The 25,977-nt window shown below is 69.1% G+C and carries 30 protein-coding genes; 16 read left to right on the top strand and 14 right to left on the bottom strand.

Translation table 11 applies throughout. From position 1 onward, the window contains the following. Window positions 1-76: 76 nt before the first annotated feature. Entirely contained in the window at window positions 77-1,096 is a 1,020-nt protein-coding gene (locus PV766_RS15600) for an iron-containing redox enzyme family protein (protein WP_421097343.1), read from the bottom strand. A gap of 126 nt (window positions 1,097-1,222) precedes the next feature. Here PV766_RS15600 and PV766_RS15595 point away from each other — a divergent pair, with 126 nt between their 5' ends. The 4 genes from PV766_RS15595 (at window position 1,223) to PV766_RS15580 (ending at window position 3,932) form a co-directional block, all read left to right on the top strand. Then, a complete protein-coding gene (locus PV766_RS15595; RefSeq protein ID WP_129977423.1) occupies window positions 1,223-2,080 on the top strand; it encodes an SDR family oxidoreductase in 858 nt (285 codons plus the stop codon). A gap of 71 nt (window positions 2,081-2,151) precedes the next feature. Next, window positions 2,152-3,087: a helix-turn-helix transcriptional regulator gene (locus tag PV766_RS15590; RefSeq protein WP_421097342.1), complete on the top strand. Its 936-nt coding sequence runs from the start codon at window positions 2,152-2,154 to the stop codon at window positions 3,085-3,087. Beyond that, entirely contained in the window at window positions 3,084-3,647 is a 564-nt protein-coding gene (locus PV766_RS15585; RefSeq protein ID WP_129977419.1) for a dihydrofolate reductase family protein, read from the top strand. Before PV766_RS15590 ends, PV766_RS15585 begins: the two co-directional genes overlap by 4 nt. 63 nt (window positions 3,648-3,710) lie before the next feature. Further along, entirely contained in the window at window positions 3,711-3,932 is a 222-nt protein-coding gene (locus PV766_RS15580; RefSeq protein WP_016932924.1) for a hypothetical protein, read from the top strand. Between the two features lie 110 nt (window positions 3,933-4,042). On the opposite strand, the gene PV766_RS15575 is transcribed toward PV766_RS15580, so the two are convergent. The 3 genes from PV766_RS15575 to PV766_RS15565 are packed head-to-tail and all read right to left on the bottom strand — an operon-like array spanning window position 4,043 to window position 6,124. Continuing rightward, window positions 4,043-4,900 carry a polyphosphate kinase 2 family protein gene (locus tag PV766_RS15575; protein WP_421097341.1) on the bottom strand — a complete coding sequence of 286 codons (858 nt, stop codon included), beginning with the start codon at window positions 4,898-4,900 and terminating at the stop codon, window positions 4,043-4,045. 28 nt (window positions 4,901-4,928) lie between these two features. Beyond that, a complete protein-coding gene (locus PV766_RS15570) occupies window positions 4,929-5,336 on the bottom strand; it encodes a DUF4873 domain-containing protein (protein ID WP_421097340.1) in 408 nt (135 codons plus the stop codon). Window positions 5,337-5,380: 44 nt separating this feature from the next. After that, on the bottom strand, window positions 5,381-6,124 hold the full coding sequence (locus tag PV766_RS15565) for a TetR/AcrR family transcriptional regulator (protein ID WP_115311496.1): 744 nt from the start codon (window positions 6,122-6,124) through the stop codon (window positions 5,381-5,383). Between the two features lie 156 nt (window positions 6,125-6,280). On the opposite strand from PV766_RS15565, the gene PV766_RS15560 reads away from it, so the two are divergent. The 6 genes from PV766_RS15560 to PV766_RS15535 all read left to right on the top strand — a co-directional run bounded on the left by PV766_RS15560 (window position 6,281) and on the right by PV766_RS15535 (window position 11,469). Next, complete coding sequence (locus PV766_RS15560; protein ID WP_371053392.1) at window positions 6,281-7,492, top strand: DUF445 domain-containing protein; 1,212 nt, start codon at window positions 6,281-6,283, stop codon at window positions 7,490-7,492. Window positions 7,493-7,553: 61 nt separating this feature from the next. Continuing rightward, entirely contained in the window at window positions 7,554-8,030 is a 477-nt protein-coding gene (locus PV766_RS15555; protein ID WP_026003373.1) for a helix-turn-helix domain-containing protein, read from the top strand. Beyond that, window positions 8,027-8,965, top strand: coding sequence for a heparin-binding hemagglutinin (locus PV766_RS15550; protein WP_421097339.1), 939 nt, complete (start codon window positions 8,027-8,029; stop codon window positions 8,963-8,965). Before PV766_RS15555 ends, PV766_RS15550 begins: the two co-directional genes overlap by 4 nt. Before the next feature lie 64 nt (window positions 8,966-9,029). Beyond that, window positions 9,030-9,320 (top strand): DUF2516 family protein, encoded by a 291-nt coding sequence (locus PV766_RS15545; protein WP_016934518.1) that lies wholly within the window; start codon window positions 9,030-9,032, stop codon window positions 9,318-9,320. A 147-nt stretch (window positions 9,321-9,467) separates the two neighbouring features. Next, on the top strand, window positions 9,468-10,391 hold the full coding sequence (locus tag PV766_RS15540; protein ID WP_129977411.1) for an AurF N-oxygenase family protein: 924 nt from the start codon (window positions 9,468-9,470) through the stop codon (window positions 10,389-10,391). Window positions 10,392-10,431: 40 nt separating this feature from the next. Next, window positions 10,432-11,469 carry an alpha/beta fold hydrolase gene (locus tag PV766_RS15535; protein WP_421097338.1) on the top strand — a complete coding sequence of 346 codons (1,038 nt, stop codon included), beginning with the start codon at window positions 10,432-10,434 and terminating at the stop codon, window positions 11,467-11,469. Between the two features lie 27 nt (window positions 11,470-11,496). Here the strand turns inward: PV766_RS15535 and purU are convergent, their stop codons facing one another. Genes purU through PV766_RS15520 form a run of 3 tightly spaced genes read right to left on the bottom strand, consistent with a single transcriptional unit; the run spans window position 11,497 to window position 13,844 of the window. After that, complete coding sequence (gene purU, locus PV766_RS15530; protein ID WP_016935297.1) at window positions 11,497-12,384, bottom strand: formyltetrahydrofolate deformylase; 888 nt, start codon at window positions 12,382-12,384, stop codon at window positions 11,497-11,499. A gap of 45 nt (window positions 12,385-12,429) precedes the next feature. Continuing rightward, window positions 12,430-13,314 carry a class I SAM-dependent methyltransferase gene (locus PV766_RS15525; protein WP_421097337.1) on the bottom strand — a complete coding sequence of 295 codons (885 nt, stop codon included), beginning with the start codon at window positions 13,312-13,314 and terminating at the stop codon, window positions 12,430-12,432. After that, a complete protein-coding gene (locus PV766_RS15520) occupies window positions 13,311-13,844 on the bottom strand; it encodes a GNAT family N-acetyltransferase (protein WP_421097336.1) in 534 nt (177 codons plus the stop codon). Before PV766_RS15520 ends, PV766_RS15525 begins: the two co-directional genes overlap by 4 nt. A gap of 132 nt (window positions 13,845-13,976) precedes the next feature. On the opposite strand from PV766_RS15520, the gene deoC reads away from it, so the two are divergent. Further along, window positions 13,977-14,642: a deoxyribose-phosphate aldolase gene (gene deoC, locus PV766_RS15515; RefSeq protein ID WP_421097335.1), complete on the top strand. Its 666-nt coding sequence runs from the start codon at window positions 13,977-13,979 to the stop codon at window positions 14,640-14,642. A gap of 36 nt (window positions 14,643-14,678) precedes the next feature. Here deoC and PV766_RS15510 read toward each other — a convergent pair whose 3' ends face one another. Continuing rightward, window positions 14,679-15,440 carry a DUF2993 domain-containing protein gene (locus PV766_RS15510; protein WP_129977403.1) on the bottom strand — a complete coding sequence of 254 codons (762 nt, stop codon included), beginning with the start codon at window positions 15,438-15,440 and terminating at the stop codon, window positions 14,679-14,681. A 104-nt stretch (window positions 15,441-15,544) separates the two neighbouring features. On the opposite strand from PV766_RS15510, the gene PV766_RS15505 reads away from it, so the two are divergent. Beyond that, window positions 15,545-16,162 carry a type IV toxin-antitoxin system AbiEi family antitoxin domain-containing protein gene (locus tag PV766_RS15505; RefSeq protein WP_064062625.1) on the top strand — a complete coding sequence of 206 codons (618 nt, stop codon included), beginning with the start codon at window positions 15,545-15,547 and terminating at the stop codon, window positions 16,160-16,162. 22 nt (window positions 16,163-16,184) lie between these two features. On the opposite strand, the gene PV766_RS15500 is transcribed toward PV766_RS15505, so the two are convergent. The 3 genes from PV766_RS15500 to PV766_RS15490 form a co-directional block, all read right to left on the bottom strand. Then, the gene (locus PV766_RS15500; RefSeq protein ID WP_016933517.1) at window positions 16,185-17,015 is read right to left on the bottom strand and encodes a hypothetical protein; all 831 of its coding nucleotides are present in this window, start codon (window positions 17,013-17,015) and stop codon (window positions 16,185-16,187) included. Window positions 17,016-17,019: 4 nt separating this feature from the next. Beyond that, complete coding sequence (locus tag PV766_RS15495; RefSeq protein WP_026003148.1) at window positions 17,020-17,520, bottom strand: DUF2505 domain-containing protein; 501 nt, start codon at window positions 17,518-17,520, stop codon at window positions 17,020-17,022. A gap of 75 nt (window positions 17,521-17,595) precedes the next feature. Then, window positions 17,596-18,105: a DUF2505 domain-containing protein gene (locus tag PV766_RS15490; protein WP_421097334.1), complete on the bottom strand. Its 510-nt coding sequence runs from the start codon at window positions 18,103-18,105 to the stop codon at window positions 17,596-17,598. Between the two features lie 23 nt (window positions 18,106-18,128). Here PV766_RS15490 and PV766_RS15485 point away from each other — a divergent pair, with 23 nt between their 5' ends. Then, window positions 18,129-19,223, top strand: a complete 1,095-nt coding sequence (locus tag PV766_RS15485) for a UDP-N-acetylmuramate dehydrogenase (protein ID WP_084421433.1) — start codon at window positions 18,129-18,131, stop codon at window positions 19,221-19,223. Window positions 19,224-19,253: 30 nt separating this feature from the next. On the opposite strand, the gene PV766_RS15480 is transcribed toward PV766_RS15485, so the two are convergent. Both PV766_RS15480 and PV766_RS15475 read right to left on the bottom strand, forming a co-directional pair. Beyond that, the gene (locus PV766_RS15480) at window positions 19,254-20,288 is read right to left on the bottom strand and encodes a DUF2804 domain-containing protein (RefSeq protein ID WP_421097333.1); all 1,035 of its coding nucleotides are present in this window, start codon (window positions 20,286-20,288) and stop codon (window positions 19,254-19,256) included. A 64-nt stretch (window positions 20,289-20,352) separates the two neighbouring features. Further along, window positions 20,353-21,102, bottom strand: coding sequence for an SDR family NAD(P)-dependent oxidoreductase (locus PV766_RS15475; protein ID WP_255161484.1), 750 nt, complete (start codon window positions 21,100-21,102; stop codon window positions 20,353-20,355). 97 nt (window positions 21,103-21,199) lie between these two features. Between PV766_RS15475 and PV766_RS15470 the strand changes: the two genes are divergently transcribed. Further along, on the top strand, window positions 21,200-21,877 hold the full coding sequence (locus tag PV766_RS15470) for a TetR/AcrR family transcriptional regulator (RefSeq protein ID WP_016933511.1): 678 nt from the start codon (window positions 21,200-21,202) through the stop codon (window positions 21,875-21,877). 282 nt (window positions 21,878-22,159) lie between these two features. Beyond that, window positions 22,160-23,485, top strand: coding sequence for an ROK family protein (locus PV766_RS15465; RefSeq protein WP_421097332.1), 1,326 nt, complete (start codon window positions 22,160-22,162; stop codon window positions 23,483-23,485). Between the two features lie 16 nt (window positions 23,486-23,501). Here the strand turns inward: PV766_RS15465 and PV766_RS15460 are convergent, their stop codons facing one another. Continuing rightward, window positions 23,502-24,596 carry a tocopherol cyclase family protein gene (locus PV766_RS15460; RefSeq protein WP_421097331.1) on the bottom strand — a complete coding sequence of 365 codons (1,095 nt, stop codon included), beginning with the start codon at window positions 24,594-24,596 and terminating at the stop codon, window positions 23,502-23,504. 183 nt (window positions 24,597-24,779) lie between these two features. Here PV766_RS15460 and PV766_RS15455 point away from each other — a divergent pair, with 183 nt between their 5' ends. Further along, window positions 24,780-25,973: an MFS transporter gene (locus tag PV766_RS15455; protein WP_129977392.1), complete on the top strand. Its 1,194-nt coding sequence runs from the start codon at window positions 24,780-24,782 to the stop codon at window positions 25,971-25,973. The last annotated feature ends 4 nt before the right edge of the window (window positions 25,974-25,977 follow it).

The following is a 25,977-nucleotide window of genomic DNA, read 5'->3' as shown; positions in this document are numbered from 1 at the left end:
GGATCCCGGCACGAAGGAGGTGGAGCCTCGGGACGCACCGTCCCGAGGCTCCACCCCGCTGCGTCGTACCCGGCCATCAGGCCGGCGCCGCGGCCGACGTGAGGAGCGAACTGCGGCAGGCGGCCCAGCTGCCCAGCAGATGACTCCCGAGCCGTCCCTCCAGGAACTCGATGGCCTGCGCGCCGAACGAGATGTCCTGTGCCCGAGCCGGGTCCTGTTCGAGCATGTAACCGACCACGTCGTGCCGCAGGACGAGCTCGTGGACGGCGTCGGCCTCGATGTGTTCGGAGTAGAACAGGATGCAGGCGTCGTCCGCATCCAGGCGTTCGAGGGCCTCGACCATGCGCCGGGCGCTCGGGGCGGTGGTGATCTCGGCGGCGGCGAACATGCCGACCAGCATCGGTGTGTACGCGCGGTGCAGACCGCACAAAGACATGAAGTTCACCGTTGCGAGGGTGACGGCAGGGACGACGTCGAGATATCCCAGATAGTCGTCCTTCAGGCCGGCAGCGAGCAGCAGGTCGGCGAACAGCCGCGAATGCATGCGCTCGGCACGGCCGCCGCCGTACTCGTCGAACTCGACGGCGACCAGCGCGGCCTTCGCTCGACCGGACAACCGGGGGATCGCGAGAGCGTGCGGGTCCGCCTCCTTGAGGTGGTAGATCGAGCGATGGACGAAGAACTCGCGCATCATCTCCCACGTGCCGTTCGCGGCGAGTTCGTGGGAGACACCCCACGAGTCGTCGGGTTCGCAGCACAGATTCTCGAGGACGCTCTGCGGATCGTCCGAGGCCGGTACGTCGGCACGCAACCGATCGAGGAAGACGCGCTCGAGACGTGCCCGGACCCCGAGGAGCCCCGGCGCCCATTCCCACGCGGGATCGACACCCGCGAAACCGCGGTAGTGGAGCTCGTAGAGAACGGCCAGGGCGAGTTGGACGTCCTCGCCGTAGGCCTCCGCGCCGTCGGTCGTCACATTCCACGGGGCATCGTCCACCGGACCGCCGAGACGTTCGACGATCTCGGCGGAGATGGGTCCGCGGGGCGTGGGAAGCGGAGCATCGTGCACATCGCACATCCGGGTCTCGTGGGCCATGAGGCCGGGTTACCCGCTCGGAGGCTCGCAAAAACGACCGGGAGGGCGGCGAGAGCTGCGCATACCGGTCTCCGGACAACGATGCCGGCGGTGAATACCGCAACGGTCTGTGGGTATCCGGCGGCCATGAGCGAGGATCGCGAACGAGAACCCCACACCATCGATTACCCCGGTGACACCGACGACATGGCCGAGCGTCCCGCCGACGAGATGCGCGGCTACGTCGGACGCGGGTTGCTGTCGGGTCGCAAGGCACTCGTCACGGGCGGCGACTCCGGCATCGGACGTGCCGTCGCGGTCGCTTTCGCGAAGGAGGGTGCCGACGTCGCGATCGCGTACCTCGAAGAACACCGCGACGCCGAGCACACCGCCGACCTCGTGCGACGCGAGGGCCGCACGTGCCACGTCATCGCCGGCGACCTCGGCGATGCGCAGCACTGCCGGTCGGTGGTGGCCGAGACGGTCGAGCAACTCGGCGGACTCGACATCCTCGTCAACAACGTGGGCACCCAGCAGCCCGTCGACGACCTCGCCGAGTTGAGCGAGGAACAGTGGCGGCACACCTTCGCCGTGAACATCGACAGCTTCTTCCACGTGACGAAGGCGGCACTGCCGCACCTGACGCCGGGTGGGTCCGTCATCAACACTGCCTCGGTCAACGGGCTGCGTGGCAACAGGACGCTCATCGACTACTCGGCCACCAAGGGTGCCGTGATCGCGCTGACCTATTCGCTCGCGCAGGCACTGCAGGACAGGCGGATCCGGGTGAACTGCGTGGCGCCCGGACCGGTGTGGACCCCGTTGATCCCGGCGACCATGGACGCCGAGAAGGTGTCCGAGTTCGGGCAGCAGGCACCCTTCGGGCGCGCCGCCCAGCCCGACGAGATCGCCCCGTCCTACGTGTTCTTCGCGTCGGAGACGATGTCCTCGTACTACAGCGGTGAAGTGCTCGCCCCGCTCGGCGGCGAGACCATGCCGGGCTGACGCCGAGGTGGGGCCGGGAGAGAGCAAGAACGGTCGGGCGGCGGCAAGGGTCTGCACGCGACACTGAACGCATGACCCTCGGCCGTGACCGACTCCGGGAACTGCTCGACGCCGTTCTCGAGGAGAACAACGCAACACTCGAACGGATGGCGCAGCACGCCTACGCCTCGCCGTGGCATTTCAGCCGCACCTTCGCGGTCGGTACCGGCGAGTCGCCGGTGGCGTTGCGCCGCCGGGTGATGCTCGAACGCGCCGCCTGGCAGTTGCGCCACGGCAGGTCGGTCACGGATGCGGCGTTCGCCGCCGGTTACGACAGCGTCGAAGGGTTCGGACGCGCATTCGCCCGCGCCTACGGGTATCCCCCGAGCGTGACCGCCCGGGTGCTCGGCACCGGTGGCAGCGACCACTGGCTCCCCGCCCCCAACGGCGTCCACTTCCATCCGCCCACCAATCTCTGGGTCGAGGAGGACGGGCAACGGCCCGCGGCACCCGCCCATCCGGAGCCCGAGGTGCTGGCGCAGATGGTGCAGCACGATCTCGCGGACACCCGCTATCTCCTCGGCCGTGCCGCGGAACTCGACGACGACGAACGCGAGCGGATCCGGTTCCCCGGCCTCGTCGTGCTCGGGTGGGACGGCCCCGAGGAGTCCGTGTCGCGGGTGCTCGGCAACCTCGTGCGCGCCAAGGAGGTCTGGCTGGCGTCGATGGTCGGCGCCGACCAGCCCGTGGAATCGGGCAGTGGAATCGGCTCGCTGGCAGCACGTTTCGAGGATATCGCACCGCGATGGGTGGAGACGATCCGCGACATCCATCGCCGTGGCGCCTGGGGTGACGTACTCATCGACGCCCTGTGCGACCCTCCCGAGAGCTTCGTCCTCGCAGGAGTGGTCACCCATGTCCTCACCTTCGCCGCGCACCGCCGCCAACTCGCCCGGCACATGATGCGGGCGGCCGGCCTCGACGTCGACCACGGCGATCCACTCGACTGGAACAGGAGCAGCCCATGACCCGGATGATCTACTACACCGCAAGCACGCTGGACGGATTTCTCGCGACCGAGGACCATTCGCTCGACTGGCTGCTCACCCGCGAGACCGGGGACGGCGGGCCCGTCGGGTACGAGAAGTTCATCGCCGGTATCGGCGCCATCGTGATGGGGTCGTCCACCTACCGCTGGGTTCTCGACCATGCCGGTGCGGACAAGTGGGAGTACGACCTGCCCTGCTGGGTGTTCACGCATCGCGACGACCTGCCCGTGGCCCGGGCGGGGGACGAACCCGGCGACATCCGTTTCACGCAGAAGGACGTCCGGCAGGTCTACGCCGAGATGGCCGAAGCCGCGAACGGCCGCGACCTGTGGATGGTGGGTGGCGGCGACCTCGCCGGACAGTTCGCCGAGCACGGCCTGCTCGACGAACTCGTCGTCTCGTTCGCGCCGGTGACCATCGGATCCGGCCGTCCATTGCTCCCGCGGCACGTGGAGATGCGTCTCACCGAGATCGGGCAGAGCGGGGAATTCGCCGTCATGCGCTACGAAGTGCGCAAGGACGCCACCAGCCGGTTGTGATGTGCGTCACCTGAAGGTACCGTCGGCACCGAGAGGGACACACCTCGTCCAAGGAGGCCGGTCGTGAAACTCAATCTCTTCGTGGCGTGGAGCGCCTACGCGCTCGCGCTGGCCTCGGTCCTGATGATCGCCCTGACGATCGTCGCGGCCGGTTACGGATTCGAGGGCTGGGCGATCGTCGCGGCGCTCGCTGCGGTCGTCGCGCTCGGAGCGGCATTCGGCATGGTCACCGGAACCGTTCGCCGCGACCACAAGCGGCACTACGACACACCGCACCTGTTCTGAGGGCCGTACGCGACGCGAGTCGGTGAGAGCCGGCTCGCGTCCCTACGCCTCGCACGGCCTCCTCGCGACTGTGCGAGTCGGTCATCCTACGACTGTGCGAGTCGGTCATCCTACGACTCTGCGAGTCGGCGTTTCTCCGCTTCGACGTCGAAAGTGGGCTCCGGCCAGTCGAGGTCGAGACGCTCGAACGCGTCGATGAGCAGTTCGGTGACCGCCAGGCGGCTGTACCACTTGCGGTCGCACGGAATGACGTACCAGGGCGCCTCGTCGGTGTTCGTCCGATCCAGCATGTCCTGATAGGCCTGCTGGTACTGCGGCCACAGGGCGCGTTCCGAGACGTCGCTCGGGTCGTACTTCCAATACTTGTCGCGGCGCTCGAGACGTTCGGCGAGGCGCTTCTTCTGCTCATCCAGCGAGACGAACATCGCCACCTTCACGATGGTCGTGCCCTCGCGGACGATCTCGCTCTCGAACCGGTTGATCTCGTCGTAGCGTCCGCGCCAGACGCTCTCCGGCACCAGCGACCTCACCCGGGCGACGAGCACGTCCTCGTAGTGTGAGCGGTCGAAGACGCCGAGCTGACCGTTGCGGGGGAGTGCCTTCGAGATCCGCCACAGGAAGTGGTGCCGCTTCTCCTCCGCGGTCGGGACACCGAAGGCCGTGTGATCGACGCCCTGCGGGTCGACGTGACCGACGACGTGACGCACCATCCCGCCCTTCCCGGCGGTGTCCATGCCCTGCAGGATCAGCAGCACCGAGCGGGTACCGCCGGTCCGGCCCTCCGCGAACAGCATCTCCTGGAGTCCGGAGAGATCGGCGCCGCGTTCGGTGAGCAGACGCTCGCCGAGAGCCTTGTCGCCGTCGAAACCGGGCGTGGCGTTCGTGTCGATGGCGGCGACGCGCGTGTCGGGTCCTGCCCGGACGGCTTCGACGATCGAGGCCGGCCGGAAGACATCGTCCTTCGTCATCGGCCCAGCGTGTCACACGCGACGAGCCTCAGGTGGGATCGACACCGTTCGCGTCGGCGCTCGAACGGACGCCGTTCGCGTCGGCGCTCGAATGGACGCCGTTCGCGTCGGTCGGCAGCGGGTACGGCGGACGTGAGATGCCGTCGACCATGTGGCTGCCCCACAGATCGATCTCCGAGATGCGGGCGGTCGCAGTCTCCGCCGCGCCCGGGACCGTGATGGTCACGGTGGTTCCCGGCGCGGGGGAGGGGTCTCCGCCGAGAGCCTCGGCGAGCTTACGGATCCGGCCCCGCCACACGTGCCGGCCGAGCAGCGGATCGAACCGGCCGGAGATCTCGACATCGACGCCGACCGTGCGGTCTCCCACGGCAACCTCGGCGGGGCCGCGGTAACCGGGCTCGTCCTGGTCGTGCGGATCGTCCGCATGGTTGCTCATACCCGCACTATACGTGCTACTTCGAGTAACGGTAAAGCTGTCGATCAGGGAGCGGGCGAGGACTCCGGCAGGAGCGGATGCGGCTGCGACTTGAAGCGCATGGGCGATCCGGCGACACCGGCGATGCCGGTCATGCCACCCCAGATCATCATCGTCAGGTAATCGATGAGGTCTTCGGTGGTCATCGACTTGTTCGAGATCCACCAGTGCGTCGCGAGCTGGATGCCGCCGACGATTCCGTACGCCCAGGGCACGGCGCCACCCGAATCCATCCCGAGCAGTCGCAGTCGCTCGCCCAGGACGGTCGCGACGAGTTCGGCGATCATCCGCTCGGAATCGGCCACCACGTCGCGTCCCGCCGACGCGCTGTTGCTCATCACGTACAGGTAGACCTCGGGATCGTCGGCGACGGTCTCGACGTACGCCGTGATCGCCTCCCGGGTGAGGTCGTACTCGTCGAGATCCTCGGCCACCGCCGCGTAGATCCGGGGGGCGAGAACCGTCTCGACGTACCGCAGCATCGTGGCGGTCGTCAGGTCGCTCTTGTCGGTGAAGTACCGGTAGAGCACCGTCTTCGACACGCCGATCTCGGCGGCGATCTCGTCCATGCCGATCTCGTGTCCGCGGGAGCGGATCGCGTTGATGGTGCCGTCCACGAGCTCTTCCCGGCGAGCGATCTTGTGTTCGTGCCAGCGCCGTTTGCGGCCGTCCTGCTTGACGGGCGGGACGACCTCGGTCGAGGTCGGGTTCGGAGTCGTCTGCGGTCTGCTGGACACTGTGTGGCACATCCGTTCGGTGTCGATCGTCGGCTCAGTCTACGATCCGGCCTTCCGTCCTTCAGAACTCGAGGCCGATCCGTCCGCCGAGTGCCGACTTTCGGCACAATCGATCGGGTGCAGCTTCTGACGACCGATGACGAGATCAAACGCCGAGACCTCCGCCGTATGAAGGCGGTCGCGACCGGGTTCCTCGTCGTTGCCGCGATCATCTATCTCTTCTGCCGGTGGCAGGAAACCCGCGGCGCCGGAGCGTGGGTGGGGTACGTGCGGGCGGCGTCCGAGGCCGGCATGGTCGGCGCGCTCGCCGACTGGTTCGCCGTGACCGCCCTGTTCCGGCACCCGTTGCGGATTCCCGTCCCGCACACGGCGATCATCAAGCGGAAGAAGGACCAGCTCGGTGCCAATCTGAGCTCGTTCGTCGGCAGCAACTTCCTCGCCCCCGAGGTGGTGTCCGCCAAGGTCGAGTCGGCGCAGATCCCGTTGCGGGTCGGTAGCTGGCTCGCCGAACCCGCCAACGCCGCCCGGGTCGCCAAGGAGACGTCGACGGTCCTGCGGGGTGTGGTCGGGATCCTGCGCGAGGACGACATCCAGCAGATCATCGACCACACCATCGTCAAACGCATCGCCGAACCGGAGTGGGGACCGCCGCTCGGACGTGTCCTCACCGAGCTGCTCGCCGAGAACCGGCACCTCCCGCTCGTCGACATGCTCGCCGAACGAGCGCACCAGTGGGCGCTCGGAAGTCAGGAGACCATCGATCGCGTGATCAGCCGCGACTCGCCGTCGTGGTCGCCGAAGTTCGTCGACCTGCTGCTCGGCGAGAAGATCCACCGCGAACTCGTGGAGTTCACGTGGAAGGTCCGTTCGAATCCCGACCACGAGGTGCGCCTCGCGGTCAACAAGTTCCTGGCCGACTACGCCCGCGACCTGCAGAGCGATCCCGTGACCATCGCCAAGGCGGAGAAGGTCAAGGCCGAGATCATGGGGCGGGACGAGATCACCGGGCTCGCCGCGGCCACCTGGCGGACGGCGAAGCGGATGATCCTGGACTCGGTGGACGACCCGAACAGCACGCTGCGCACGAAGATCGCGGAGAACGTCATGGCGTTCGGTATCCGGGTGCGCGAGGACGCCGAATTGCGAACCAAGATCGACGGCTGGTTGCTCGACGCGGTGCGCTTCGTCGCGGCCAACTACGCCGACGAGATCACCTCCGTCATCCGCGAGACCGTCGAGCGCTGGGACGCGGAGGAAGCCAGCCGCAAGATCGAGCTCGCGGTGGGGCGCGACCTGCAGTTCATCCGCATCAACGGCACGGTGGTCGGCTCGCTCGCCGGACTCGCGATCTACACGGTGTCCGAACTGCTGTTCGCGTGACACCCGTCACGTGCTAGCAGAGTGCTTGCTGTAGCTAGCACCTGTCCGTAGAGTGGGTCTCGTGTCCACGGAACCAGATCCGATCGAGGGCTCGGACACGCCGGACGACAGTGCCGGGCCGGGGGATATCGCCGCACGGGTGGTCAACAACGCCGCCCAGGACATCGGTGCATTCATCCGGTCCCAGCGCGAGGCTGCTCAGGTCTCACTCCGTCAGTTGTCGAAACTGGCCGGTGTCAGCAACCCGTACCTGAGCCAGGTCGAACGCGGCCTGCGCAAGCCGTCCGCAGAAGTGCTCGCCCAGATCGCCAAGGGGCTGCGGCTCTCGGCAGAGGTTCTCTACGTACGAGCGGGGATCCTCGAGCATCGAGCGGAGAGCGCCGTGCGCGATGCGGTGCTCGTCGACACCGTTCTCACCGAACGGCAGAAGCAGGTCCTGCTCGACATCTACGACTCGTTCTGCCGAGAGAACCGGCAGGACGCCGGCGATGCCCGGCCCGACCATCCGACAGACTTCGACGAGGAGAAATCTCCATGACCGATCCCACCAGCATCCGAACCTCCCTCTACGCCGCGGTCGGTGCCGGCGACGCCGTCGTCCAGGCCGTCGCCGACCTCGTGGCCCAGGCGCGTCGTCGTGCGGAAGCCAACCGCAACGAGGTCGCCGACCGGGTCGAGACCGCCCGCGACCGCTTCGCGGCCCTGCCCGCCGATCTCACCGAGACCGTCGAATCCCTCCGCGAGCGTCTCGCCGAACTTCCGGCGGAGCTGCCCGAGGAGATCGCGGAACTGCGTGAGCGTTTCAGCTCCGACGAACTGCGCAAGGTGGCCGAGGCGTACCTGAAGGTGGCCTCCGACCTTTACACCGCTCTCGCCGAGCGCGGTGAGGAGACCATCGAGCGCCTGCGTACCCAGCCGGGCCTCGAGGACGGCATCGGTCGCGCCGAAGCCGTGCTCGGCGACGCCGCCGATCTCACGGAGGAAGCCCTCGGGACGGTGGCCCGCCGGACCCGCGAGGTCGGCGAGCAGGCCGCGAAGCTCGCGGGTCGTGCGGCCGGCCGTATCTCGGAGGCGAGCGACGACGTGAGCGAGGCCGTGTCGAGCGCCGGCGACAAGGCCGCCGAGCGCGTCGTCGCACTCGGTGAGCGTGCCGAGGAGGCGGGCTCCGAGACCGCGGGACGGGTCGAGTCGGCGCGCGGTGAGGTTCGCGAGGCGGCCGACAAGGCCGCCGAGAAGGTCGAATCGGTGGCCACCCCGGCCGAGCCGGTCACGGTGACCCCCGCCAAGGCCCCCGCGAAGGCCCCGGCCAAGGCTCCCGCCAAGACGCCCGCGGCGAAGGCTCCGGCCAAGACCCCGGCCAAGACCCCGGCCAAGACCCCGGCCAAGGCTCCCGCCAAGACGCCCGCGGCGAAGGCTCCGGCCAAGAAGACCCCTGCCAAGAAGGCGGCGCCGCGCAAGACCAGCGGCTCCTGACCTGCGGCGATCGATCGGCCCCTGCGCGAACTCGCGCGGGGGCCGATTCTCGTAGACTGGGGAGGTGACGAATGTCGATTCTCTTGCCGGTCTGATCATCCTCGCGCTGCAGATCATCGCCATTGCCGGGGCGGGATTCGCGCTGTTCCACGTGGTGCGTCAGCCCGCCGAGGCGTTTCCGGCCGTCGACAAGCTGAGCAAGCCCATCTGGCTCGGCATCCTCGTGGCCGCCCTCCTCGTCCTCGTCGTCTTCGGCGCGGTCGGTCTGCTCGGCATCATCGCGGTGGTGGCGGTGTGCGTGTACCTCGTGGACGTCCGTCCGCGTGTCGAGGAGGTTCAGCGTCCTCGGTGGTGACCGGGGAGGTTCGGCGTCCTCGGTGGTGACCGGGGAGGTTCGGCGTCCTCGGTGGTAGGGCGCATGCGCGTGCGGCCCGCTTGACAAGTGTGATCCAGATAATGACACTTCGGGTAACGGATAATTTCCGAGACGAGGTGGTCGGCGATGACGCTCCTGCGAAAGCACGACAGCCTGCCGGGTGAGCATTCCGCGGACGCCCGGCAGGAGACCGCGCAACGCCTGCTCGATTCGTCGGCACGGCTGTCCTACGATCCCGGGCTCGAGATCGACTGGGACGCACCGCTCGTGGACGGCAAGTACGGCATGACGCCGGAGTGGTGCAGCCTGTACGGCACCGACCTGTGGGAACGCATGTCGGAGGACCAGCGCATCACCCTCACCGAGCACGAGGCCGCGAGCATCGCCGGTACCGGCATCTGGTTCGAGATGATCCTCATGCAGATGCTCGTCCGCGATCTCTACCGGCGCGATCCGGCGACCCCCTACGTGCAGTTCGGCCTCACCGAGATCGCAGACGAATGCCGGCACTCGGTCATGTTCGCCCGGTCGGCGCAGCGGTACGGGATCCCGTCCTATCGTCCCCGGCGCTGGATCCGCGAGACGGGCCGGGTGTTCAAGGCTGTGGCTCGCGGCGCTCTCGCCTACGGCGGCACCCTGTTCGCCGAGGAGATCCTCGACATGATGCAGCGCGACTTCCTGCGCGACGAACGGGTGCAGCCGATCACCCGGACGGTGAGTCACATCCACGTCGTGGAGGAGTCGCGGCACATCCGTTACGCCCGCGAGGAGACCCGCAGGCGGTCGGCGCGACTCGGCCGCCTCGAACGAGCATGGATCCGGCTCCACCTCGGGGTGAGCGCCTACTTCGTCGTCACCAGTCTGGTGAACGACCAGGTGTACGCCGCGGCCGGACTCGACGTCGACGAAGCGAAGAAGGCCGCGCGGGAGAACAAGCACTATCACGACAGGCTCCGTCAGGGCACCCGCCGCACGATCGAGTTCCTCGACGAGGTGGGGCTGATCGGCGGCCCGTCCACCCTGCTGCTGCGTCGCGCGCACGTCCTGTGACACCGCGCCGCTCCACCGGACCGACAGGAGATCTGCACCCGTGAGAAAGCCGTCCCCGACCGCGTCGATCGTCGCGGGATCGATCGTCCTTGCCGCCACGGCGTCCACCGCCGTCCTCGTTCGCCGGCGTCGCCGGACGGTCGTGCGTGCCGAGGATGTCGCGCCGCACGCCCTGCTGCGGGAGCCGGAGATCGAACCCGAGGTTGTCGACGTGCGCACCGAGGACGGTGCTCGCCTCAACGTGCTCGCGTACGGCGACGCGGACGCCCCCGTGCTGGTGTTCTGTCACGGTTGGACGTGCAATGCCGCCTACTGGACGCCGCAGATCAACGCGTTCGCGGAGAACTACCGTGTCGTGGTGTACGACCAGCGTGGGCACGGCGACAGCGAGGCGGGGGCGCGGTCGCTGGGAGCGGACGTACTCGCCGACGATCTCCAGGCGGTTCTCGACGCCGTGGTGCGTCCCGGCTCGAAAGCAGTTCTCACCGGCCACAGCATGGGCGGGATGAGCATCATCGCGTGGGCCGAGAAGTACCCGGACAACGTCGATCGCACGGTCGCGGGTGTGCTGCTCGCGAGCACCGGCACCGACCGGCTGGTCGCCGACTCGGCAATCGTGCCTCTGCCGCAACGCTTCCCGCGGGTACCGGCACCTGTGGCGAGCCGGCTCATGGGCGCGACGGTCCCGTTGGCGTCGTCCGCCGTGACGACCCGGGCACTGCGCTACGTGGCTCTCTCGCCCGGTGCGAGCGCCGCGGAGGTGGCGTTCTGCGAACGGATCGTGCTCGGGTGCCCGCCGCGCACGCGGGGTGGCTGGGGCAGGGCACTGAGCGCTCTCGACATCCGGGAGGGCCTGCAGAATCTCACCGTGCCGACGACGGTGCTCGTCGGCTCGGCAGACCGTCTCACCCCGCCCGTACACGCTCGGCGCCTGGCCGAGGAACTCGAGCGCGCGGGCAATCTCGAACGTCTCGTGGTGCTCGACGGCATCGGGCACATGAGCTCGGTCGAAGCGATCGACAGGTTCGACGAGGAGCTCGCGCACCTCGTCGAACGAGCCGGAGTGCCCGTCCGCTGAGTCGGTTCGCCGGGGCCGGCCGGTGTTCTACCGGAAGACGACGGTCTTGCTGTCGTGCACCAGCACGCGATCCTCGAGGTGCCAGCGCAGGCCGCGCGAGAGCACCAGCTTCTCGACGTCGCGGCCCTGGCGGACCATGTCGCTGACGCTGTCGCTGTGACTGACCCGGATGACGTCCTGCTCGATGATCGGCCCGGCGTCGAGTTCGGCGGTGACGTAGTGGCAGGTCGCGCCGATGAGCTTCACACCACGCGTGAATGCCTGGTGGTAGGGCCGTGCGCCGATGAACGAGGGCAGGAAGCTGTGGTGGATGTTGATCGCGCGCCCGGCCCAGTGCTCGCACAGCGCCTCCGGGAGTACCTGCATGAAGCGGGCGAGGACCACCGCGTGCGGGTCGTAGGCGTCGACGAGCTTGCGCACCTGTTCGAAGGCCGGGCCGCGCTCGGCGGGATCCTTCGGGAACGACACGTAGTGGAACTCGATGCCGTGCCGCTGCGCGACCGGTTCGAGATCGCGATGGTTGCCGATGACGGCGCACACCTCGGCGTCGAGTTCGCCTGCTGCGACCCGCCCGAGGATGTCGTGCAGGCAATGCGCCTCCTTGCTGACGAGCAGCACGATGCGCTTGCGCTTGCCGGTGTCGGAGAGCGTCCATTCGGTCTGCGGACCGATGTCGGCTGCGACGCCCGCGAACTTCTCGCGCAGTTCGTCGAGGCCGAACGGAATCGACGACGCCCGGACGGCCTGACGGGTGAAGAACCAGCCGGTGTCCTGGTCGGCGTGGTAGGCCGCTTCGACGATCGAACCCCCGACCTCCGCGAGAAAGGTCGAGATGCGGGCGACGATCCCGGTGGTGTCCGGGCAGCCCAGGGTCAGAACGTAACGTCGATCGTCGGCGGAGGAGGCGAGCGTCATGACTCCGATTGTCTCAGGTGCTGCGCAGGGCGCGTCCGCCGGTCGTCAGCCCGAGACCGGAGGACGCCGCACCGTGGCCGTCGCCACGAGAGTGGTGGCGTCGATCGTGTGCAGGCCGCGTGCCGTGACCTCGTCGGCGATCCGGTGCCGTACCGCCGCCACCTGCTCGGAGTCGAGCCCGGTCAGTGCCGCACGCAGACCCGTACCCGTCACGAGCGACCAGCACAGCTCGTCGGTCGCGGGAAGCAGATTCGACAGGGTGCGGACCTCCACGGAATCCGTTCCGGCATCGGTGAGCCACGCCTCGAGAGTCCGCGGAGTGTCGATCCGGTGCAGCGGCATGCGATCGCGCAGAGCGCCGCGGTCGCGCGGCTCGGGGGAGTGGTGGGCCGCGACGTCGAACACGATCGACGAGAACTCCTCCATCGCCCCGTGTCGCCACACCGTCACACCGGCGCGTCCGCCCTGCCGCACGAGGGAGACGAGGCGCCAGAAGGCGCGGTCCATGTCCGGGAGGAAGAACACCCCGTAGGAGACCGCCAGCACGTCGTAGCCGGGAGCGGGTACGTCCGAGGGCGGTTCCCACGTCGAGGCGTCCGCGCAGACGAATTCGATGTTCTTCAGGCCGCGGCGTTCCGCGCTCAGGCGGCCGCGTTCGAGCATCTCGTCGGCGATGTCGACACCGTGGACGAGTCCGTCGGGCCCGACGGCCGCGGCGGCGGGAAGCGCGGACGATCCCGTTCCGCAGCACGCGTCGAGCACCGCTTCGCCCGGGGAGACGCCCAGCTGGAAGACCAGTGCCTGCCCGGCCGGGCCCCACACCGTCGGGGTGAGGTCGTCGAAATCACCACTCGCCGCGTCGAAGGTGCGGGCGGTCTCGGTGGAGTCGGTCCACGGATTCTCGGGCTCGACCCGTCGTTCGTCGTTCATCCCTGGTCCTCGAGATCGTAGAACGGTTCGGCATACCGGAAGGTGCCCCGAAGCGCGGGGTCGTGTGCCGTGAGCGCCCGGGCCTGGAAGTGGGAGGCCCACTCCTCGACGTCCGGGGAGATTCCGAGTTCGGCGGCGGGCGCGAAACCGAAACGGGGGTAGTAGCCGGGATGTCCGAGCAGGAGCACGAGCGACTCGTCCAGGGCGTCCGCCGCACCGAGCACGGCGTGGACGAGTGCGCTGCCCACACCGGAACGTTGCAGGTCGGGTCGGACACCGAGCGGACCCAGACCCAACGCGGGCGTGCTGCCGACGTGTCCACGGGTGGCGACGACGTGCCCCACGATCGCGCCCACCCCGTCCTCGGCGACGAGCGACAAGGGTGGCAGCCACGCGTCGCTCGCGCGCAGCGACGCGACGAGACCGGGCTCGACCGGCTCGTGGCCCGGCGCGGCGAACGGAGCGAACGCGGCGCGGTGCACGTCCGCGATCGCACGGATGTCGGCAGGAAGCTCTCGACGGATCAGCACGCGATCATTGTGGGTGGCCGGAGGACTCCTGCGCGAGTGGATTACCGAAGGCAGGGTGCGGTGCCGGAGAACATGCGGCCGAACGACATGCGGTGCCGAACCGTCGGGCCCGTCGTGTGGGAAGCTGCACTCATGTCCGGAACCCCGCTGACCCGCGCGCAGGTCGCGTCGATGATCGACCACACCCTCCTCAAACCCGAAGCGTCCTCGCAGGACGTGCGGGCCCTCGTCGACGAAGCTGTCGAGCTCGGCGTGTACGCGGTGTGCGTGTCGCCGTCGATGCTGCCCCTGCGGGCCGAGGGGGTCACGGTCGCGACGGTCGTCGGATTCCCGTCGGGCAAGCACCATTCGCTCATCAAGGGCGCCGAGGCGCGACTCGCCGTGGACGAGGGTGCGCGCGAGATCGACATGGTGATCGACGTGGGTGCTGCCGTGAGCGGCGACTACAACGCCGTTCTCGCCGACATCCTCACGGTGCGCGAATCGATCGGATTCGACCCGGTCCTCAAGGTCATCATCGAGTCCGCGGTGCTCTCCGACGAGGCGATCGTGGAGGTGTGCCGCGCCGCGGAGAAGGCCGGGGCGAACTTCGTGAAGACCTCCACCGGCTTCCATCCCGCGGGCGGCGCCACCACCCACGCGGTCGCGCTCATGGCGGAGACGGTGGGCGGCCGGCTCGGCGTCAAGGCCAGCGGGGGAATCCGCACCGCCGAGGACGCGGTCGCGATGATCGAGGCCGGTGCCACACGCCTCGGGTTGTCCGGCAGCCGCGCCGCGCTGGACGGTCTGCAGGGCTGAGCAGGGCCGGACGGTCCACAGGGCCGACCTCGCCGGTCACGACAGCAGGCCGCAGCTGCTCTGCTGTTGCGTTTGCTGTTGTCCCGGCTGTCCCTGCGGGTTCTCCGGCAGCACGAAGCGGCCCCCTTCGAGGCGGAGTTCGACGCCCGAGTCGGTGACGCCCACTTCGGTGGCCTGCATGCCCAGCGGGTACTGCTGCAGACCCGAGGTGAGTATCTCCACGACGCCGTCGACGAGGGCCGTCGGGAGCCCGATGCCGAGGATCGTCGCGTCGGTCGTCTCGACCGTCACCACGCCGCCGTTCACCACCGGCCGCGCGGTGAACTCCGCAAGACCCTGCCCGCCGACGGTGAATGTGAGGGTGCCCGCGTTCTCGTCGGCCGTGACGTCGGTGACGAGCGCTCCCACCGACTGGCTCTGCACGGTCGCGAGGATCCCGGAGACGGGCCACGACACATCGGCGCTCGAGCTGCCGATGGTGCCGGCACCCTCTGCGGAATCACGCAGGTCGACATCCTCGACCTCGGCGTGCACCTGCATCTGCTGGGCGGGGCCGAAGGCGGTGTCGTCGCTGTCGAGGGACACCGAGGGTACCCGCCGGTCGAGCAGTTGCAGCAGTACCGGTTTCCAGCTCAGGTCGACGTCGACTCCGGTACCGAGCTCGCTCTCGAAGGATTGGGCGAGACAGGTGGTCGCGCGGTTGCGGACGTAGACCTCCGCGCCCACCAGGACGGCGACCAGCGCCGCGACGAGAACGACGGCGATCGTGACGGTGCGGTTGCGCTTCCGTTGCGTCATGAGTGTCGATTCTTCCGGAGAACTCTGAGGATCGACTGAACACGCGGCCGCAGGATGAGGAAAATATGTGAGGTGTACCACATTCGTCGGCTACGCTGGGCGCCATGACAGGGTGGACGGATTCAGGTTACGACGCAACCGGGCGGGCCGATGCCGACGACTCGCTGCGGCGCCTCGCCGCCACGCAAGCCGGGTTCTTCACCGCACGCCAGGCCGTCGGCCACGGGATAGCAGCGCACGACTTCGCGGAACGCATCGAGGCGGGTCTGTGGATCCGCGTCGAGACCGAGTTGTATCGCCTCGGCGACAGCCCGCGGACCAAGTTCGACGAGTTCGCCCAGTGGTGCACCTGGTACGAGGGCGAAGCGGTCGTCTCGCACCAGAGCGCCGCCGACCTGCACGGCATGGGGCACCTGCAGCCCCGCTTCCTCCACCTGTCCACTCCCGACCAGCGCACCGTGCCGAGCAACCGGCTCGCGCTCCATCACCGGACGTTGGCGGACGAGGACTGCGAGATCGCCGGCGCATTCCGGATCACCACGCCGGCACGCACCGCGGTCGATCTGGCCGCGGGCGGTGTGTCCCAGGAAGTGCTCGACGAACTCGTCGGCGACGCCCTCGCGCTCGGGCGGGTCGACTCCGATCAGCTGCACGCCGCGGTGGCGAATCAGCCGGCTGCGGTGGCCGACCGGATCGAGCTGGCACTCCTGGCCGCAGGCTGAACGGCCGGGGCCGCGACGGTTCTCAGACCGCGACGAGCGCAGTTCCTCGGCCGGTTCGCTCGGATGCGGCAGGTTCGTCCGTGGGTGCGACCGCGTCCCACGGCACCGTCAGGACGCAGTCGCGGAGACGGCGACGAGGAGGGCGCACGGGGAAGCCCTGATCGCGCAACAGTTCGAGCGTCGCCTGCCACCGGATCCGCGGTCCGAACGCCGCGTGCGGAGCGCTCGTCGCCCACGCTCGGTCGGCCGCGCGGAGCAGCGCGTGGATCGGCTCGCCCGGAACGTTCCGGTGGATCAGTGCCTTGGGTAGCCGTTCGGCGAGGTCGGATGGTCTGTCCACATGGAACGGGCTCCACGCCAACGTCAGCGATCGGGGGCCGTACTCGTCGAGCAGCACCCACGCGCAACGCCGGCCCAGCTCGTCGCACGTGCCGTCGATGAGCAGCCCTCCGGGAGCGAGACCGGACCGCAGACGCGCCCATGCCGGTTCGACGGCCTCCTCCGGATACTGCCGGAGCACGTTGAACGCCCGCACCAGGGTCGGGCGCAGGCCCGCCAGTTCGAAACCGCCTCGGGCGAACTCGACGCCGTCGCGGCCCGGAACCACCCGTTCCGGATCGATCTCGAGGCCGATCACACGCAGATCGCCGCGTACCCGCCGCAGTCGCGTAGCCAGTTCGAGGGTCGTCACCGGCATGGCGCCGTAACCCAGATCGACCACCAGAGGGTCGACGGCGTGCGTCAGCGCCTTCGCGATGTGGGGGTCGTGCATCGCCCAACGGTCGCTGCGGCGCAGCCGGTTGATGCCGGTGGTGCCGCGCGTGACGACACCGACGGGTCCTCGATTCGGCACTCGGTTACCGTCGCGCGAGCCAGTCGGCGGTGATGGCCGCTTCGGTGCGGAACACGTCGACGAGATTGGTGAGGATGAGTTCTTCGAGCTTGCCGCCGACGAACGGGATGTGCACCTTGGCCTCGGAGGTGGTGCGGAGCGTGGCGCCGTGGTCGTCGGCGAAGAGTTCCATCGTGCCCGTCAGACTGCCCGGGCCGCCGGGGATCGACGCCCGGTAGGTGCCGGTCGCGCGGTCGGTGAACGGCCCGTAGGTCTCCTCGCGCGTGATGACCATGTCCTTCTTGATCACCGTGCGGGCGATCTCCGGCAGGTCGGAGCGGGGGAGGACGTGGTGCAGCACCAGCGCGATGCCCGATTCGGAGGTCGTGAACTCGCGGACGTGGTTCTCCGAGTACTTGCGCATCTCGGTCATCCGCGCTTCCCAGTGCCCGGGATCGGCGAGCGCCTCGTACACCCGCTCCGGTGGGTAGGGGAAGCGGGCAGAGTAATCGATACGCCGTGCCACGACCGGCCAGGTTACCGCGCCGGGTGGCCCGTCCGGAAATCGCGGGTCGCCGCGGGACGACCCGGCGGGGGGTGATCAGGCGGAATGATCGCCGCGGCACCACTGCTCGGTGAAGGTGCGCTCCGCGTCGAACAGTTCGATCAGCTGCTCGACGATCATCCCTTCGATCTTGGAGCCGAGGAACGGGATCTTCACGTCGACGGTGCCCTCGACGACGACGGACGAACCCGCGCCGTCGGCGATCAGCGTCATCCCGCCGGTGACCTCACCCGGCATCCCGTCGACGTGCGCCGAGAACCTGCCCTCGGCGCGACCGTCGGCGAATGCACCCCACGCCTCGTGTCGCCGGATGACGAGATCGCCCGGGCGGATGCTCGTGACCATGCTCGGCAGGTGCTCGGCAGGGATGGCCTGATGGAGATCGAGTTCGATCGTGCCGTCGCCGCTGTCGGCACGCTCGACCGCCGCGCCCGGACCGCCGACCTCACGCAGCCGGGTCTGCCAGTACTGCGGATCGACGAACGCCGCGTGGACCGCGGCAGGCGGGGACGAGTAGTTCGCAGTGTGGTCGATAGGGCTGCCCATACGGGGCACGCTACCGTTTGCTGGTGCTTGATCCACGTACCAGGGCCCGGCTCGCCGAAACGGGAGCCACGGTGTCCGAGCAGGTGTCGCTGTCGGATTTCACGACCCTCCGGCTCGGCGGCCCCGCCCGGTATCTCGTCGAATGCGCGTCCACCTCGTCGTTGATCGAGGTCGTGCGGCTGCTCGACGAGCAGCGCGTCCCGCTCCTGCTCCTCGCGGGCGGCTCCAACCTCGTCATCGGGGACGACGGCTTCGACGGGGTCGTGGTCCGCGTCGCGACCACCGGTGTCGACCTCCGCGACGATCACATCCGGGTGGATGCGGGAGCCGAATGGGACGCGGTGGTGGCGACCACCGTGGACGCCGGACTCGGCGGGCTCGAATGCCTGTCGGGCATCCCGGGCTCCGCGGGAGCGACGCCGGTGCAGAACGTCGGGGCCTACGGCGTCGAGGTGGGCTCGATCCTGCGCCGCGTTCGTCTGCTCGACCGCGGCACCGGACGGGATTCGTGGGTGGGGCCCGAAGCTCTCGGTCTCGGCTACCGGACCAGCGTCCTCAAGCACACCGACACGGCCGTGGTCCTCGAGGTGGAACTGGACGTGCGGGACGACGGCTCCAGCGCACCGCTGGCGTACCGCGAGCTCGCGGTGGCGCTCGGCGCGGAGGAAGGCGAGCGCAGGCCGACGGCACAGGTGCGCGAGCACGTCCTCGGGTTGCGCCGGAGCAAAGGCATGGTGCTCGACTCGGGCGATCCCGACACGTGGAGCGCCGGGTCGTTCTTCACCAATCCCGTCGTGCCCGACGATCGGTTGCCGGACGTGCTGGCGGCCATCGCGGCGAAGGTGGGCGAGGACGTGCGGGTCCCGCAGTTCCCGGCGGACGGCGGAACCAAGTTGTCGGCCGGGTGGCTGATCGAGCGGGCCGGTTTCGGGAAGGGATTTCCCGCCGCCGACGCGCCGGCGCGGCTGTCGACGAAGCACACGCTGGCGCTCACCAACCGGGGAACGGCATCGACGGCGGATCTCGTGGCCCTGGCGCGCAGGGTGCGCGACGGTGTCGAGGACGCCTTCGGGGTTCGTCTGCATCCCGAACCCGTCACCGTCAACTGCGCGATCTGACCGGCGCACACCGGAGCGGCAGGGCGCCGGTCACCAGCGGTTGCGGACCTGCTCCGCGAAGCCGAGCAGGTTCTCGACCTCGAGCCGGGTGCCGTCGTCGAGCACGGCGCTGCCGGTGAACCGTCCGAAGACCTGGTGCTGCGTGGAGCGCACGAGCAGGGCGTTCACGTCGGCCGCGCGGTCGAGGATCGGCTCGAACTCCATCTCGAAGCGCGCGTCGTTGCTGGTGAACCGCCACGGCGCCCCGTCGTAGGTGTCGCGGGGCAGGTGGAAGTGCACGCGGTCGAGCTTGTGCGCCACACCGTCGTGGAAGAGCATGTTCTCGCTCGCCGCGGTGGTGTCGCCGAATCCGTGGCCGATGTTGAATCCGAAGCGCACCCCGTCGTGGATTCCCGACGCGGAACCCCAGTACCAGGTGTTGTCGTAGGTCCATACGCCGCGACCCCAGTCGAACACGCCGAACGCGGTGGCGGGGTCGAAGACCAGCTCCCGTCCGCCGACGGTGAGCGTGCCCTGCGCGGGCAGACAGTTGATCTTCTGGTTGTAGTAGAAGGCCTTCGGCGCCCGGGGAAAGGGTGTCGCGACGACCATCCGGTCGTCGGGCGGCTGCGCGAGCAGCAATTCGCCGGACAGGCCGCGCCCACCTCCGAAGCGAGGATGGTCGACGACCAGCCGCCGGGCCTGCCCTTCGTGGTGGTACTCGATCCGGAGGCCGCGACGGCCGACGACGGCATCACCGCGGTCGGCGCTCCGTGGCAGGCGCATCCGGCCGAGCGGGAAGGGAACGAGGGCGTTCTCGGTGGTCTCGGAACGACCGGCGAGGTCGAGCACGCTCACCCCGAGCAGACCCACGTAGCCGTTGTCGGCGACGGTCAGGGCGATTCCGAACGGTCCGTCGTCCCCGTCGGAGAGGACGCAGTAGTAATCCCATTCCTTGATGCGGAACCGCGACGCCGCGACCCGCTGCCGGTCGTAGGTGCGGGTCTCCGTGGTGCTCCAGCCGGCCTCGGCGAGTGTTCCGTCGTCGCCGAGCAGCGGTCCGGGCACGAGGCGTCGTCGGCGCATATCCCGTGACGGTACCGACGATGGTGGGAGTGACGCTCCTGCCGCTCCCACCACCGCAGCGGACTCAGTCGGTCACGCGGTGGAAGCGGCCTGCGCTCGCCTGGTCGCGCGGCTTGACGACGATCTGGTCGAGGTTGACGTGCGACGGGCGGGACGCGACAAATCCGATGATGTCGGCGATGTCCTGGGCGACGAGCGGGGTGATGCCCTCGTACACCTTGTCGGCACGATCCTTGTCGCCTTCGAACCGCACGAGCGAGAACTCGGTCTCGACCGCGCCCGGAGCGATCTCGGTGAGCCTGACGGGCTGCCCGAGCAGTTCGCCTCGCAACGTGCGGTGCAGCACGGCCTGCGCGTGCTTGGCGGAGGTGTAACCGGCGCCGTTGTCGTAGGCCTCGAAGGCCGCGACCGAGGTGATGGTGACGATCAGGCCGTCGCCCGACGCGATGAGCTCGGGGATCAGCGCCTTGGTGATGCGCATGGTGCCGACGACGTTGGTCTCCCACATCCACCGCCAGTCGTCCTCGACGGCCTCGGCGACCGGCGCGAGTCCCTTGGCGCCTCCGGCGTTGTTGACCAGCACGTCCACCCGGGGAAGTACCGTGGTGAAGGCCTCCACCGAATCCTCGTCGGTGACGTCGAGCTCGAGCGCGGTGCCGCCGATCTCGTCGGCGAGTTTCTGCAGGCGGTCGAGGCGCCGTGCGCCCACCACGACATGGAAACCCTGCGCGGCGAGCGTACGGGCGGTCGCCTCGCCGATACCGGAGGACGCTCCGGTGACGACGGCGACGCGGGAATCGGGAGAGATGCTCATGGGGCAATCGTAGTGTCGGGCACCGGATGACGCCGTACGTCCCCGCCCGCCGAGTCCTCCCCTGCGAAGTCCCCTCCGTGCGGCTACCCTGCGGCATATGACCACCACCCGCGGTCGATACAGCTCGGGAGAGCAAACCCGGATCAGGCTCGTCGAAGCCGCCGAGCGACTCTTCGCCCGCGGTGGTTACGACGGAGTCACCCTCGCCGACATCCGCAAGGCCGCCGGACAGCACAACTCGTCGGTGATCGGCTACTACTTCGGGACCAAGGAGGGACTGCTCGAGGCGGTCTTCTCCCATCGGTTGCCCGCTGTGAACGCCCAGCGTGAAGCGCTCGTCGCCGAGATGCTTCGGACGCGGGACACGCTCACGGTCCGCGACCTGCTGTGGGCGATCATCCGGCCACTGGCGGGCACGCTCGGCCGCAACAACCACTACGTCGCCTTCCTCGACCGGCTCTCGAACCACGAGCGGTTCGCCGAATGCTTCCGGGTCACCGGACCGACAGGAACCGAGAGCGGCCGCCGGTCCGACACCGCGCTGCGGGCGCTGCTCGGGCAACTGCCCGACGACATCGCCGGACAACGTCTGCGGCTGGTGTATTCCGGTACCGTCGGTGCCCTCGCACGATGTCACCGTGCAGGTGAATCACCCACCACCGCAGAGTTGGCGGCGCTCGTCGACGCGTGGGAAGGGTTGCTGCTCGCGCCGGTGTCGGCGGAGACCGCCCGGGTGCGCGGGGATGCGCGGAGGGATTCCCCACCGGAGCGGTGAGGATTGGACACGACCCGGTTCGGGCGATAGTTTGATCGGCATGTCAGTCGGCCACACCTCCGCACCGCCGGTCACCTATGTGACCGCCGCGCTGGGATCACGGCTGCCTCTGGCGCGCGAACTCTGTTGTCGCTGCTGCGGAAAGTAACTCCGCACCGATTCCCCCTCTTTCGGGCGGGTCCGTCCTCCGATCGTGCTTCCACGCCGGGGATTCGGTGCGTCGATCGTCTCCCGCCCGTTCTCCGGTCATCACGTCCGGATCAGCAGCCAAGGATCAGCGCCGTGTCGGTTCCCACTCTTCCGCCGTCCGTTTCCCTTCCCTCCCGATCGTCCGCGCCCCCTCGTGCCGTCGCCTCCGGTGTCCGCGGAGCCACGCGTGCGACAGTGATCCGGTCTCGAACCTCGCGCGTGTCGAGCCAGGTCAGGATCGTTCCCCCCGACCTGCGTATCGCCGACGGCACCGGAGCGTCGGTCTTCCGTGTCGCCGCCAATCGTGGTCCGGTCTCGCGTGACGTGATCGCGAAGGTCACCGGGGCGAGCATCGCCACCGTCAATCGTCAGGTCTCGGCCCTGCTCTCGGCAGGTCTGCTGCGCGAGCGCGCCGACCTGACCGAGCCGGGTGCGGTCGGCCGGCCGCGCGTACCCGTCGAGGTCGACCACGAGCGTTACCTGACGGTCGGCATCCACATCGGTGCCGTCACCACCGGCATCGTCGCGACCGACCTGCGCGGTCGCATCATCGGCGCCGTCGAGGTTCCCACCCCGGCCGGCCACCAGGACGCCGCGCTCGCGTCGATCACCGCGAGCGCCAAGGCTTTCGCGGGACGGTGGCACCGCCGCACTCCGCTGTGGGTCGGCGTCGCACTCGGCGGTCGGGTGGATTCGAACACCGCCGTAGTGACGCATCCGCGACTGGGCTGGGTCGACGCCCGCGTCGGCACGATCGTCGGTGGTGGCATGGGCCTGCCGGTCTCGGTGGCCGCGCACGTCGAGGCGATGGCCGCCTCCGAGCTGCTCCTGACCCCCGATCGCGACGCTCCCGAGGTCAAGGGCACCGGGCTGTACTTCTACGTCCGCGAGACCGTGGGTGTGGCAATCACTTTCGACGGGAAGGTGCACACCCCGGCCGGCGGTCCGGGCTCGGTGACGCATGTCCCCACCGGTTCGTCTGCGCGGTGCTCGTGCGGCGGCACGGGCTGCCTCGAAGCGACCGTGAGCGATCGGGCGGTCGTGCAGCGCGCGGTGTCCGAGGGCATCCTCACCGCCGGTGACGACACCATCGGGTCGCTCTACCGCCTCGCGCGGAACGGATCCGACGCCGCCCACGGTCTGCTCGTCGAGCGCGCCACCGTGCTCGGCCGCACCGTCGGAATGCTCCGTGACCTGTTCAACCCCGACCGGGTCATCCTCGGCGGCCAGGCCTTCACCGAGTACCCGGCCGCGGTTCCGCGCGTCGCCCGTGCGTTCGCCGCCTCGACCACCCTGCCACGCAAGGACATCCGGATCACCGGATTCGGTAATCGGGTGCAGGCCCACGCTGCGGGTGTCGTCTCGCTCAGCTCGTTGTTCTCGGATCCGATCGCGGCGATGAAGCGCACCGAACGCTGACGGATTTCCGTCGTCGTCACACGATCGGTGGGGCGTCCGTCGCGTCCGCGGCGGCGCCCCGCCGATCGAGTTCGGCCCGGGCCCGGCCGAGCCCGCCGTGTTCGAGTGCGGCCGAATGGGATTCGTCCGCCCATACCAGTCTTCCGCGCTCGCGGACCGTCACGGTCATGTGGCCGCCCAGATGTTCGATCGAGCCGGCCACGTTCCGTCGTTCCGCGGGCAGCGGGACCGGCAGGACGTGTGCGGCTCCGATCGGCGAACTCCCCGAGATCTCCACGCTCCACCGGGCGTTGCGGCCGCGCAGCAGCCAGCTCTCGTCGGTGACCGTGGCCTGTACCGGCGAGGTGACGGGATTGCCCAGGCGCACGACGCGCCCGTCCGGAAGCGCGACGACCACCGCGGTCACCTCGGTGCGCAGGGGACCCGAGTGCACCTGCCCGCCGGCGAAGGCCACGCATGCCTGCGGATCGGCGAATCCCTGTGCCTGTCCCCACCACCACGAATCGGGGAAGCCGCCCTTACCCCAGTTCTTCTCACCGTAGACCTGGGATCCGGTCAGCTCCCACTTCTCGTCACCGAGGATCGCGTATCCCTCCGCCCGGCCGCCGAGCAACCAGGAATGCCAGTACTGGTTCAGGGCCGGGACGGAGTGGAAGACGCTCGATGCGCCGAAGCGCCGTCGCGGCCAGGGCCGCAGGTCGGACAACCGGATGTCGAGCCGGGCGTCGTCGCCGAGATCCATCCACACGCGCTCGCTGTCGCCGCGGAAGACATCGCCGGCCGACGCGCCGAGCCGATCGGGATCGGCGGTGGCCACCGGATGCGCGGCGGTGCGCAGGAAACCTCCCGGATGGGCGGCCAGGCCGAGTGTCGCCCACTGTGAACCCGACCCGGCCGAGTCGTCCGCACGGTTGACCCCGCACAGGGCGATGACCACGCGGCCGGTTCCGGGCTGGGTGAAACGCCAGAAGTAGCCCTCCATCGCGACGCCGTGGGCGGCGAGCGGATTCCCGAAAGGCAGATCGGCGCCCGACGCGCGATAGCGGGTCCACAGGTTTCTCGGGGAGAGTTCGTTCGGAGAGAACCGTCCCAGCCGTCCGCGCACCGCCATGCCCGCTCCGTTCCGTCGATCCGTCCGGTCCGTTCTCCTGATGTACCCAGAATGGCCGCTCCCGTCACGGAGCGTGCGGATTCGGGCCTCGATGCCCAGGATGGGGGAGGTACCTGCGCCCGCGCGGCCGGCCGGCCATAACGTTGACCGGACCGATCGGATCGACGAGAACGCGAGAAGTACGTGACAGGACAGAAAGGCGGCTCGTACCGCGAGTTGTTCGCAGCACCGGGCGCAACCGCGTTCTGCCTGGCAGGATTCGTGGCGCGCCTGCCGATCGCGATGGTCGGGATCGGCATCGTCACGATGTTCTCGCAACTCGAGGGCAACTACGCGGTGGGCGGCGCATTGTCAGCGGTGTTCGCCCTGTCGTACGCCGCACTCACCCCGCTCGTCTCCCGCGCGGTCGACCGGTACGGCCAGCACGGAATCCTGCCCGCGGCCGCCCTCGTCAGTGCGGTCTCCACCCTCGCGATGCTCGCGGGCGTCCGTCTCGACGTGCCCACCGTGTGGTTGTTCGTCTGTGGGATCCCGGCAGGACTCATGCCCACGGTCGGTGCGATGGTGCGGGCCCGATGGACACAGCTCTACGGCGGTACCCCGCGGCTCCGCACCGCCTTCGCGCTCGAAGCGGTGGTCGACGAGGTGTGCTTCATCGTCGGCCCGGTGCTGTCGGTGGGCCTGAGCGTGGCGGTCTTCCCCGAGGCCGGTCCGCTGCTCGGTGCGGTGCTGTTGCTCGTCGGCACCGTGGCCCTCTCGGCCCAGCGCGGCACCGAGCCACCCGTGCGACCGCACGTCGAAGGTCGTGCGAGGACGAACATCCTGCGCATGCCCGTCCTCCTGTCGATCGTCGTCGTGATGGTCGCGATGGGTGTGATCTTCGGGGTGATCGACGTGGCGGCCGTCGCGTTCACCGCGGAACAGGGCGCCCCGGGATCCGCCACCCTGACGCTGGCGTTGTTCGCGACCGGTTCGGCGGTGAGCGGCCTGATCTTCGGTACCCGGGTGGGCCCGGGCGCCCCCACCCGTCAGTTGTTCGTCGCCACCGGCATTCTCGCGGTCCTGCTGTGCCCGCTGCTGCTCGCCGGCTCGGTGCCGATACTGACCGTGCTGTACTTCGTTGCCGGATGCGCGATCTCGCCCATCATGATCGTCGCGACGTCGCTGACCCAGCAGATCGTGCCGCCCGAACGGCTCACCGAGAGCATCACGTGGACGGTTGCGGGGCTCGGCGTCGGCGTCGCGGCGGGTTCTGCGCTGGTGGGTCAGGTCATCGACCGGGCCGATGCCGGCACCGGATATCTCGTGGCGGTGGCCGCGGGCATCCTCGCGGTCACGTGCGCGGGCGGGATCCACATTCGGGCACGGTTAGAGTGACGCA

Source organism: Rhodococcus sp. As11 (assembly GCF_048957735.1).
In the GTDB taxonomy this organism is placed as follows: Bacteria; Actinomycetota; Actinomycetes; order Mycobacteriales; family Mycobacteriaceae; genus Rhodococcus; species Rhodococcus gordoniae.
This window is presented reverse-complemented; position numbering and strand designations above follow the sequence as displayed.

Excerpts from the sequence above, each read along its gene's own strand:
- PV766_RS15600 (WP_421097343.1), bottom strand. The coding sequence starts at position 1,096 with ATGGCCCACGAGACCCGGATGTGCGATGTGCACGATGCTCCGCTTCCC.
- PV766_RS15595 (WP_129977423.1), top strand. The coding sequence starts at position 1,223 with ATGAGCGAGGATCGCGAACGAGAACCCCACACCATCGATTACCCCGGT.
- PV766_RS15590 (WP_421097342.1), top strand. The coding sequence starts at position 2,152 with ATGACCCTCGGCCGTGACCGACTCCGGGAACTGCTCGACGCCGTTCTC.
- PV766_RS15585 (WP_129977419.1), top strand. The coding sequence starts at position 3,084 with ATGACCCGGATGATCTACTACACCGCAAGCACGCTGGACGGATTTCTC.
- PV766_RS15575 (WP_421097341.1), bottom strand. The coding sequence starts at position 4,900 with ATGACGAAGGACGATGTCTTCCGGCCGGCCTCGATCGTCGAAGCCGTC.
- PV766_RS15570 (WP_421097340.1), bottom strand. The coding sequence starts at position 5,336 with ATGAGCAACCATGCGGACGATCCGCACGACCAGGACGAGCCCGGTTAC.
- PV766_RS15565 (WP_115311496.1), bottom strand. The coding sequence starts at position 6,124 with ATGTGCCACACAGTGTCCAGCAGACCGCAGACGACTCCGAACCCGACC.
- PV766_RS15560 (WP_371053392.1), top strand. The coding sequence starts at position 6,281 with ATGAAGGCGGTCGCGACCGGGTTCCTCGTCGTTGCCGCGATCATCTAT.
- PV766_RS15550 (WP_421097339.1), top strand. The coding sequence starts at position 8,027 with ATGACCGATCCCACCAGCATCCGAACCTCCCTCTACGCCGCGGTCGGT.
- PV766_RS15540 (WP_129977411.1), top strand. The coding sequence starts at position 9,468 with ATGACGCTCCTGCGAAAGCACGACAGCCTGCCGGGTGAGCATTCCGCG.
- purU (WP_016935297.1), bottom strand. The coding sequence starts at position 12,384 with ATGACGCTCGCCTCCTCCGCCGACGATCGACGTTACGTTCTGACCCTG.
- PV766_RS15525 (WP_421097337.1), bottom strand. The coding sequence starts at position 13,314 with ATGAACGACGAACGACGGGTCGAGCCCGAGAATCCGTGGACCGACTCC.
- deoC (WP_421097335.1), top strand. The coding sequence starts at position 13,977 with ATGTCCGGAACCCCGCTGACCCGCGCGCAGGTCGCGTCGATGATCGAC.
- PV766_RS15510 (WP_129977403.1), bottom strand. The coding sequence starts at position 15,440 with ATGACGCAACGGAAGCGCAACCGCACCGTCACGATCGCCGTCGTTCTC.
- PV766_RS15505 (WP_064062625.1), top strand. The coding sequence starts at position 15,545 with ATGACAGGGTGGACGGATTCAGGTTACGACGCAACCGGGCGGGCCGAT.
- PV766_RS15490 (WP_421097334.1), bottom strand. The coding sequence starts at position 18,105 with ATGGGCAGCCCTATCGACCACACTGCGAACTACTCGTCCCCGCCTGCC.
- PV766_RS15480 (WP_421097333.1), bottom strand. The coding sequence starts at position 20,288 with ATGCGCCGACGACGCCTCGTGCCCGGACCGCTGCTCGGCGACGACGGA.
- PV766_RS15475 (WP_255161484.1), bottom strand. The coding sequence starts at position 21,102 with ATGAGCATCTCTCCCGATTCCCGCGTCGCCGTCGTCACCGGAGCGTCC.
- PV766_RS15470 (WP_016933511.1), top strand. The coding sequence starts at position 21,200 with ATGACCACCACCCGCGGTCGATACAGCTCGGGAGAGCAAACCCGGATC.
- PV766_RS15460 (WP_421097331.1), bottom strand. The coding sequence starts at position 24,596 with ATGGCGGTGCGCGGACGGCTGGGACGGTTCTCTCCGAACGAACTCTCC.